This window comes from Candidatus Hydrogenedentota bacterium, from assembly GCA_012523015.1.
GTDB lineage: Bacteria > Hydrogenedentota > Hydrogenedentia > Hydrogenedentales > CAITNO01 > JAAYBJ01.
In genome coordinates this window covers 1-9,475 of record JAAYJI010000213.1, presented here as the reverse complement: position 1 = coordinate 9,475, position 9,475 = coordinate 1, and the positions used below count along the sequence as shown (strand labels likewise).

Here is a 9,475-nt window from a genome sequence, read left to right as displayed (position 1 = left end):
GGATAATAGCGGTCCTGCGCCTCACCTTATGTAACAATTCCAAGGCTAAATCTGAGTTAAATCATAGCTTGCATTTCGGTCTTGATATTGTCTACAATGTTAATTATAACGAACGGTAGGTAGTACGCGAATAAATCGTTATTTTTTTTTGGTTGTTCTATATACCTACTATTCAGTATAGAGCGAGATCACGCTGAGACTAACCCGGAATATTCATCTCAGCTGCGACCTAAACGTGTTGTGTAAACGAGGCGTGACGACTATCAGCTGTCGTTGTCGCCCCAATTCAATAACCGATGTAGAAAGGGAGATGCCCATGGCAACCGAAGAAAAGAAAAGCATGAGTTCTTTGATGACGGAAACACGGAGTTTTCCTGCGCCGGCGGAGATAGTGGAAAAAGCCGCTATCAAGACTTGGGATGAATTTCAAAAGATGTGGGAAGCTTCGATCGAGAACCCGGACGCTTTCTGGATCGAGCAGGCAACTAAAGAATTGACATGGTTCAAAGCGCCGACAAAATCCTTGGAATATGTGTGGGACACAGAGAACCGGCAAATCGAACATACGTGGTTTAAAGACGGTGAGCTCAACGTCTCGTACAATTGCCTCGACCGGCACTTGGGCACGGCCCGGGAAAATAAAGTGGCGCTGATCTTTCAGGGTGAACCTGAAGATGATGTGATTAAAATGACGTATCGCGAACTGTACACGGAAGTGTGCAAATGCGCCAACGTTCTGAAAAGTCTGGGCGTGAAAAAAGGCGACCGGGTTTGCATTTATTTGCCGATGATCATTGAATTGCCCATCGTCATGCTCGCCTGCACTCGTATCGGCGCCATTCACAGTATTGTTTTTGGCGGATTCAGCGCAGATGCCATTGCTACCCGTGTTGGTGATGCCTCGTGCAAACTGCTGATCACTTCGAATGTGTCGCTCCGTTCGGGCAAACACATTGGTCTGAAAGCCATTGCTGATGAGGCCATGGAAAAGGACGACTGCGCGAGCATCGAACATTGTATCGTTGTGAAGCGCAATGAAGAACCCTGCGCCATGAAAGACGGCCGTGATCTGTGGTACGACGATTTGATGGCCAAGGCGGACACGGTCTGTGAGCCGGAATCCATGAACGCAGAAGATCCGCTTTTCATTCTGTACACTTCAGGCTCTACGGGCAAACCCAAAGGCGTGGTTCATACGACAGGCGGCTATTTGCTGCAAGTTGCCATGAGTCACAAATATGTCTTTGATTTGCGCGAGGATGACATCTACTGGTGTACGGCGGATATTGGCTGGGTAACGGGGCACAGCTATATTGTCTATGGTCCTCTTGCCAATGGCGCCACGTCGTTGATGTTCGAAGGAGTGCCTACGTATCCGGATGCGGGCCGATTCTGGCACATAGTCGATAAATTCAAATGCAACCAATTCTATACAGCACCTACGGCGATCCGTGCGCTGATCCAAAAAGGTGACGACTGGGTCAACAAATATGACCTCGGTTCGCTGCGCATCTTAGGGTCTGTAGGTGAGCCGATCAATCCGGAAGCGTGGATGTGGTATTACACAGTGGTCGGCAAGAGCCGCTGCCCGATCATGGACACGTGGTGGCAGACCGAGACGGGCGGATTCATGATTTCCGGCTTGCCTATGATGACGCTGAAGCCGGGCAGTGCCAACCGTCCCTTTTTCGGCGTTGATACGGTCATTCTCCGTGACGACCGCACCGAAGTGGGTGTGAATGAAGGCGGCAAACTCTGTATTCGCAAGCCGTGGCCCGGTATGATGCGCACCATGTGGGGCGATCATGACCGCTTTATCGATACCTATTTCACTATGTACAACGACCTGTATTTCTCCGGTGACGGCTGCCGTATTGACGAAGACGGTGACTATTGGCTCATGGGTCGTATTGATGATGTGGTGAATGTGTCGGGTCATCGTATCGGTACGGCTGAAGTTGAAAGCGCGCTGGTGAGCCACGCGAAGGTGGCGGAAGCGGCAGTGGCGCCCATGCCCCATGAAATCAAAGGTCAAGCGCTGTACGCCTACGTGACGCTCGTGAGCGGTGTGGAAGAAAGCGAAGCGTTGCGCAAGGAGTTGGTCATGCATGTACGCAGTGAGATCGGTCCCATTGCAGCGCCGGACGTGGTGCAGTTTGCGCCTGCTCTTCCCAAGACCCGTTCCGGTAAAATTATGCGCCGTATTTTGCGTAAGATCGCTGAAAATGCTGTGGACGAGATTGGCGACACGACCACCTTGGCCGACCCCTCTGTGGTTGATGCCTTGGTGGCAGAGCACAGCCGTCTGATCCAAAAATAACCCCTCTTCGAGCGGTAACGCTGTACGCCTATTTTTTAGGGGAGTTGGTGTCCGCGCGGCATCAACTCCCTTTTATGATGACGGTCTTCAATCGTGTGGATTTCATACTCAACTGAAGGAGAGTAAATATTATGGCATCGGAACAGCATGGCAATCGCTGGCTGATTGTAGTAGGTGCGTTGATCATCCAAGTCAGTCTGGGCGCCGTTTATATTTGGAGCGTGTTTCAGACTCCTTTGCGCGGCGTCTTCAAGGGCTGGACAGAAGCACAAGTCACCTATCCTGCGCAAATCGTGTTGGCGGTTTTTGCGCTTGCCGTCATTTTTGGAGGACGTATTCAGGATAAACTGGGGCCGCGCTTGGTGGGAACCATTGGCGGTGTTATTCTTGGTGTCGGTCTGATCCTTGCCAAATACACGGTAGCCTTTTCATCGGAAACAACGGCGTTGCTCTGGCTGATCATGAGTTTTTCCGTGCTCGGCGGCGTGGGTATCGGCATGGCCTATGTCTGCCCGATCGCGACCTGTGTGAAATGGTTTCCCGATAAACGAGGTCTGATCAGCGGTCTTGCTGTGGCAGGTTTTGGCGCGGGCGCTTTCTTTTTTGCACCCTTGGCGCGCACTTTAATTTCCGGCGGTCATTACCAATTGTTTGGCGCGAATCTTTTCCCCTTACCCGCCATTGGCGTGTTCAACACCTTTTTCGTTCTCGGCGTTCTTTTCTTAGTTGCTGTCGTCTTTGGCGCCCAGTTATTGAAGAATCCGCCTGCCGGTTATGCGCCTGCCGGTTGGACGCCGCCGCAGCCTGCTGATGTTTCCGGCGCGGTGAAGGTCGATTTCACGCCTACAGAAATGTTGAAGACGCCTATGTTCTGGATCTTATGGCTCACCTATTTTGCGGGATGCGCCGCCGGTCTGCAAGTGATTATGAAAGCCTCGCCTATCTGGCAGTCTTTCAGCATGACTTCCGTTACCGACCTGCCCGTTCATCAAGACGTCTTTGTGAACATTGTATCGGCGGGGGCGACGGCCGTCGCCATTCTCGCCATTTTCAATGCAATCGGCCGTATTTTTTGGGGAAAAGTCTCCGATAATCTGGGTCGTAAAACGACGCTCATCTTGATGTTCGTCGTGTGTGGCTGTGTGATGATCGCCTTGGATTGGATGCGCGCCTATCCGCTGTTTTTACTGGGCTCTTGCATAGTGGGTTTATGTTTTGGCGGTTATCTGGCATTGTACCCGGCGGTGACGGCAGACTTTTACGGAACCCGTCATATTGGCGTGAATTACGGGTGGATGTTTACGGCCTATGGCGCGGGCGGATTGGTCGGTCCCTTCCTTGCAGCGTATTTGATGAAAGCTTCGCAAAGCATCGAATATCTCGTGGCAGAAGGGTCAGGTGAAATTGTGACGCGCAGTTTTGAGGCCGGTGATTACCGTCAGGCATTTTTTATCTCTGGAATAACCTGTCTTATCGCGGCGGCGGTGATGCTCTTTCTGAAAGCGCCCACGGCCTCGGCGAAAAAATAAAAGGCTTATTCTGTGCGCGGATTTGCGGGTGAGGGACGGGGAGGCGTGGCCGGGTTACGCGCCTCCCCCATGAGGCTTGTCCAAGAGCCTGTAATCCACGCTTTCGTGGACACCTTTTTCGAGATGCCGAGCGAGGACAAAGAAATAATCACTCAAGCGATTGATAAAACGGCCATAGAGGGGGGCGGTTAAGGCGGGAGCATGATCTTGAGCGGTAATAAAGCGGCGCTCGAAACAGCGGGCGGCTGCTGCGACCCTATCAGCCTGAGCGGCGAGGGGGTTTGCTGCACAGACGACGAAAGCGGCGGGCAAGGTCAAGGCTGATTCCATACGTTCTTGTTCTGCTTCTACTTTTTCCAGATGAAAGGGCTTGAGCAGGCGCTCTTTTTCCCCACGCCCGTGGGGATCGGATAAGGCGGTACCCAACAAGAAACAACAATGAAGCAAAAAGAGGAGAAAATCATGTTCCTCCCTTGCTTCCGGTCGTTGCTCAATCAATTGGGTGCGGAGCAGCGCCATGTGGGTACGCATATCGTCGAGTGCGCCCAATGCCTCCGGAATCGGATGATCTTTGCGCAGAGAGGTACCGTCTCGTATATGCGTGAATCCGCCATCTCCTGTTTTTGTGCTTATCCGGGAGGGCAGGACATCCTTTTGTTTACCAGTTGTCATCGCTATCCTCGTAGTGTCCTTGTTTCCATGCGTCGGGATCTTCCACCAGTTCTTCCCAATAGACTTGGGCAGGGATGCCTGCTGCGGCTTCCATAGCTTCCTCGGCTTCTTCTTCTTCCCAGCGCTTATATAATGCCCGTGAGATGCGGCGGTGACGGATATAAGCGAAGATCAACAATAGGGCAGCAGGCTGAAAAAAGAAACCTGACGCCATGGTTGAAATAATCGCATACTTCCACAGACTTTTTTCATAGAGATGCCAAAATTCCAAAACTTCGAGGCCTGCAATTTCTAATAATGCCTTGTGGAAAGGCTGTGAATCGAGCCGATGGATCAGTTCCCAAAATTGAGTTTCGCCCAGATAGTTGCGCAGGAATCGGGTCATCGATAAGGCTTGGGCATAGGCATCACTAAATTGCATCTGGTCGGAGGGATTATAGAAGGAAGCGTCGAGGAGGCGGTAGGGGATGATTCTCCCGTGAAGAAACATATTGGCTACCTTGAAAAGGCTCCTCCAATAAAACTCGTTGGAAAGGCTCATGGCGAGTCCTTCATTTAGCCATTGGGGCAGATTGGCATAGTCTATATTGCGGAATAGGAGGAGGTGAACCAGTTCGTGGCGCAGGGTACCGGGATAATCACCGCCGGGTTCGCGGAGTCGCGGCGCTTTCACCACGATTAAATTGTTTTGAGGCCGAGCAAGACCGGACACGGCCAATCCGGAGAAATGAACGGCGTAGCGCTTAAATTCTGTGGGCACATCACTGATGATTACATGGATGGGCGTATCACCGACAGGCAGCACTGCATCAAATTCTTGGACCGCATTTTCGAGAATCGCAAGGGTCTGTTGCGCCAGCTTCTGTTGTTTTGCCGGATATTCGATGGTGAACAAACCGTGGGTCAAGACATTTTTGTCGGGATCAATCTGTGCTGCACTGTCAATACCGCCTATGAGCAGGGCAGTCAGGATGAGGGCTTGCATGAGACGTGTGTTAATAATAAATTGCTCCTTTTTTTTGTGCAGTCGCCGGCACATGATCTCAGTTCAGATTATACGCTAGAGAAGGCGAAACGGTCTATTTGACGGCAGCGCGGGAAAGAATGATTTGAATTGTGAGGCGTTATTGCTCCATATTCTTAGCGAAGCTCCTATACCCGGAATACCTTTTTGCATTGACGTGAAGGTAAAAGGCTTCGTTACTGTTATGTAGATGTAAGCGAAGGGGTATCTTCGATACAAGGGTGCGGGCTCCGTATCCTATGGCTCTGCCCGTTGCCCGTGTATGAATGGTAGTTCTTTTTAAAGCATGTATAGGGAACCCACTATGCCGCAAAATAAATCCCATGATCAGTTTCTTTCTATTGTCGTGATTGGCGCTTCGGGCGATCTCGCCGTGAAAAAAATATTTCCCGCTCTGTTCGCGTTGTTTTGCCGGAAGCTGTTGCCGGAATCTTTTGTCTGTTACGGATATGCTCGAACCGAACTCAACGATGAGGCTTTCCGGATGTTGCTGATGGGTTCCTTGAGTTGCCGCTACACGCCGGGCGAATCGGAGTGTCGCAGCTTAATGGATGCTTTTCTGAGCCGTTGCCACTATGTTTCGGGCGGCTACGATGATCCCTTGGGTTTATTGCGGTTAAAGTCGGTCATGGAGTCCCAAGAGCAACATGATTTACCGGTAACGCGTCTTTTTTATTTGTCGGTGCCGCCCTTCCTTTTCCTGCCGACGGCACAATCCTTAAAAGAGGCGGGCATGGCAGAAGAGATTCCGGAGAAGCAGAAGCTGCGTGTAGTTGTGGAAAAACCTTTTGGCCGCGATCGCCAGTCGTCCGATGCGTTGACCCGAGACCTGCGTCATGTGTTTACGGAGGAACAAAGCTATCGCATCGATCATTATCTGGGAAAAGAAGTGGTGCAAAATTTGATGGCACTCCGTTTTGCCAATCTAATTTTTGAGCCTATATGGAATCGCAACAATATACATTACATACGGTTTTGCTGGTCAGAGGACATTGGCACGGAAGGGCGTGCCGGTTATTTTGATCATTACGGTATTATTCGTGATGTGATGCAAAATCATTTGCTGCAAATGCTTGCCTTGATAACGATGGAAGAACCTTTGAGTCTGGAACCGGAACAAGTGCGCAATGAAAAAGTGAAGGCGTTGCGTGCGGTGCAGCCGGTCCGATTTGAAGATATGGTGATTGGTCAATATACGGAAGCGAATTATAAAGGGCAGGTACAAAAGGGCTATCTGCAGGAAACAGGGGTGCCTGCAGACTCCATAACGCCCACCTATGGGGCCGCAATCTTAAAATTACGGAACCGACGCTGGGATGGTGTCCCCTTTCTTTTAAGTGCCGGTAAAGGGTTAAATACGCGACGCACCGGGATTCATATTGAGTTCCGCCATGTGCCGGGCAATATTTTTACGGCGAATTCCTCGCCTGTTCCCAACAGCCTGCGGATTCGCGTGCAGCCCGATGCGGGAGTTTCGCTCAATATCATGACGAAAGTACCGGGATTGCGCATGAGCCTTGAGAAAACGGAATTGGACTTGAGTTACGCTTCCGCCTTTAAGGAAGAAATACCCGATGCCTACGAGTCTTTGCTGCTCGATGTGATTCAAGGCGACAAAAGTTTGTTTATCCGTGCCGATGAGCTGGAGGCGGCTTGGGATATTTTTACGCCGGTGCTTCATGATTTGGAAGGCTGCGCGATTAAACCCCAGCCCTATCCTTTCGGGAGCGCAGGACCGGATTCGGCGGGAGCACTTGCCGCGCTCTACAATGCTGAATGGGCGTGAGGAATTCAGGGGGCAACACGCTTTTCAGCGTCTTTCTCCACAACATAAAAAAACCGGGAACCCCCTTTTCCAGAGGTTCCCGGCAGTAGATCAGATCAGTGTTAAGACATCAGCTTAGGCACCGGGCACTTCGCTGAGCGGAATGCCAAGGGCATCTGCAACGCCTTTGCCATAGGCGGGATCGGCTTTCAGGCAGTTGCCAATATGCCGAACTTTGATTTCGCGAGGCGCATCGCACATGTTCCGGGCTGTGTTGCCAAAGAGGGCTTCCTGCTGTTCCGGCGTCATGAGACGGAACAATTTGCCGGGCTGCGAATAGTAATCATCGTCGTCTTCACGGAAATTCCATTCGTAGGCGTCGCCATGCAAGGGAAGGGGCGGCTCTTTGAATTCAGGTTGTTCCTGCCATTCGCCGTAACTGTTGGGCTCATAGGACAGGGTGCCGCCGTAATTGCCGTCCACGCGCATGCTACCGTCACGGTGGAAGCTGTGGTAAGGACAACGGGGGCGGTTGACAGGGATGAGGTTATGGTTGACACCGAGGCGGTAGCGCTGGGTATCTCCATAGGAAAAGAGTCTGCCCTGCAGCATTTTGTCGGGGGAGAAACCAATGCCGGGAACGATATTGGCCGGGTTAAAGGCGGCCTGTTCCACGTCGGCAAAGTAGTTTTCGGGATTGCGGTTAAGCTCAAGGACGCCCACTTCGATAAGGGGATAGTCTTTTTGGGGCCATACTTTTGTGAGGTCAAAAGGATGATAGGGGCAAGTTAAGGCATCTTTTTCCGGCATGACTTGGATATACATGGTCCACTTGGGGAAGTTGCCCTTCTCGATATTGTCGTAGAGATCGCGTTGGTGGCTTTCACGGCATTTGCCGATGATTGCTTCCGCTTCTGCGTCGGTCAGGTTTTTGATTCCCTGTTGGGTGCGCAGATGGAATTTGACCCAAACTCGCTCATTTTCTGCGTTGATCATGCTAAAGGTATGACTGCCGAAGCCGTGCATATTACGGTAGGAGGCGGGGATACCGCGGTCACTCATCACCACAGTTACTTGGTGGAGTGCCTCCGGCAGCGAAGTCCAGAAGTCCCAGTTGTTCAATGCACTGCGCAGGTTGGTGCGGGGATCACGTTTTACTGCGTGGTTGAGATCCGGGAATTTGAGGGGATCGCGCAGGAAGAACACGGGCGTGTTATTGCCGACAAGGTCCCAGTTGCCTTCCTCGGTGTAGAATTTCATTGCAAAACCGCGGATATCGCGTTCGGCATCAGCAGCGCCGCGTTCGCCCGCCACGGTGGAAAAGCGCACAAAGGCTTCTGTTTCTTTGTTAATTTCAGAAAAGATTTTGGCCTTGGTGTATTTTGTAATGTCATGGGTGACGGTAAATTTACCGAAAGCGCCGGAGCCTTTCGCGTGCATACGTCGCTCGGGGATTACTTCACGGTCAAAGTGCGCGAGTTTCTCCAGGAACCAAACGTCTTGCAAGAGTTGCGGTCCGCGAGGTCCTGCCGTAGACACGTTTTGGTTATCGGCTACGGGCGCGCCAAAAGCAGTTGTTAATTTCTTTTTGTCATCTTTCATACTTGTTTTCCTTGAAAGTGTAGGGGTTTCATTAAGTTATTCCAACGCACTATATTGATCTTTAGCGCTCTATAGTTTCCCAAGGACTTCAACACGAAATGCAAAGCTGTATAAAGTGAAAGCTGTTGGGATAGCGCCAAAGTAATTGTTAATATTTTGTAGTGATGTAAAGAGCTTCGTTTCCATGGTTGGTTTGGCGGGTAGATGGAGTCTATTCCTTCCAAGTCTTTGTAAATCTATCCCGATCTTCCATGAACCATAGATTCCCAATAACGTAAAACTCCTTATAAAAAGTGATAGTACCACAAAAATAATTTTATTACAAATATAGGGGGGAGGCGGATTCAAGGTCGAAATGGAACCGGTGCAAAAAAAGGGCTTTTAAAAGGGAAAAGAGAAATAATAAGAGATCGGGTTTCCATTGAAGAGCGCCCCGAAATTGTTGCTTCCCGTACGCGTTTAGGAGACCTGGAAGGCGACACGATCATTGGTTGTGGTCAGAGCGGCACTATTGTTACTTTAGTTGATCACAAATCTTTGTACCTATTTGCTGCCCTTTGTGC

Annotated in this window: 6 protein-coding genes; 3 read left to right on the top strand and 3 right to left on the bottom strand. The window is 50.8% G+C overall.

What is annotated here, in order from left to right:
• Nucleotides 1-352 precede the first annotated feature (352 nt).
• Nucleotides 353-2,320 carry an acetate--CoA ligase gene (gene acs / locus GX117_09215; GenBank protein NLO33520.1) on the top strand — a complete coding sequence of 656 codons (1,968 nt, stop codon included), beginning with the start codon at nucleotides 353-355 and terminating at the stop codon, nucleotides 2,318-2,320.
• 131 nt (nucleotides 2,321-2,451) lie between these two features.
• On the top strand, nucleotides 2,452-3,849 hold the full coding sequence (locus GX117_09210; GenBank protein ID NLO33519.1) for an OFA family MFS transporter: 1,398 nt from the start codon (nucleotides 2,452-2,454) through the stop codon (nucleotides 3,847-3,849).
• A 54-nt stretch (nucleotides 3,850-3,903) separates the two neighbouring features.
• Here GX117_09210 and GX117_09205 read toward each other — a convergent pair whose 3' ends face one another.
• Together GX117_09205 and GX117_09200 are read right to left on the bottom strand one after the other, a co-directional pair.
• Nucleotides 3,904-4,521: an ATP:cob(I)alamin adenosyltransferase gene (locus tag GX117_09205; protein ID NLO33518.1), complete on the bottom strand. Its 618-nt coding sequence runs from the start codon at nucleotides 4,519-4,521 to the stop codon at nucleotides 3,904-3,906.
• The gene (locus GX117_09200) at nucleotides 4,508-5,560 is read right to left on the bottom strand and encodes a hypothetical protein (GenBank protein ID NLO33517.1); all 1,053 of its coding nucleotides are present in this window, start codon (nucleotides 5,558-5,560) and stop codon (nucleotides 4,508-4,510) included. Before GX117_09200 ends, GX117_09205 begins: the two co-directional genes overlap by 14 nt.
• Nucleotides 5,561-5,849: 289 nt before the next feature.
• Here GX117_09200 and zwf point away from each other — a divergent pair, with 289 nt between their 5' ends.
• A complete protein-coding gene (zwf, locus tag GX117_09195) occupies nucleotides 5,850-7,331 on the top strand; it encodes a glucose-6-phosphate dehydrogenase (protein ID NLO33516.1) in 1,482 nt (493 codons plus the stop codon).
• Nucleotides 7,332-7,445: 114 nt separating this feature from the next.
• Here zwf and GX117_09190 read toward each other — a convergent pair whose 3' ends face one another.
• Nucleotides 7,446-8,912 (bottom strand): catalase, encoded by a 1,467-nt coding sequence (locus tag GX117_09190; protein ID NLO33515.1) that lies wholly within the window; start codon nucleotides 8,910-8,912, stop codon nucleotides 7,446-7,448.
• Nucleotides 8,913-9,475 lie beyond the last annotated feature (563 nt).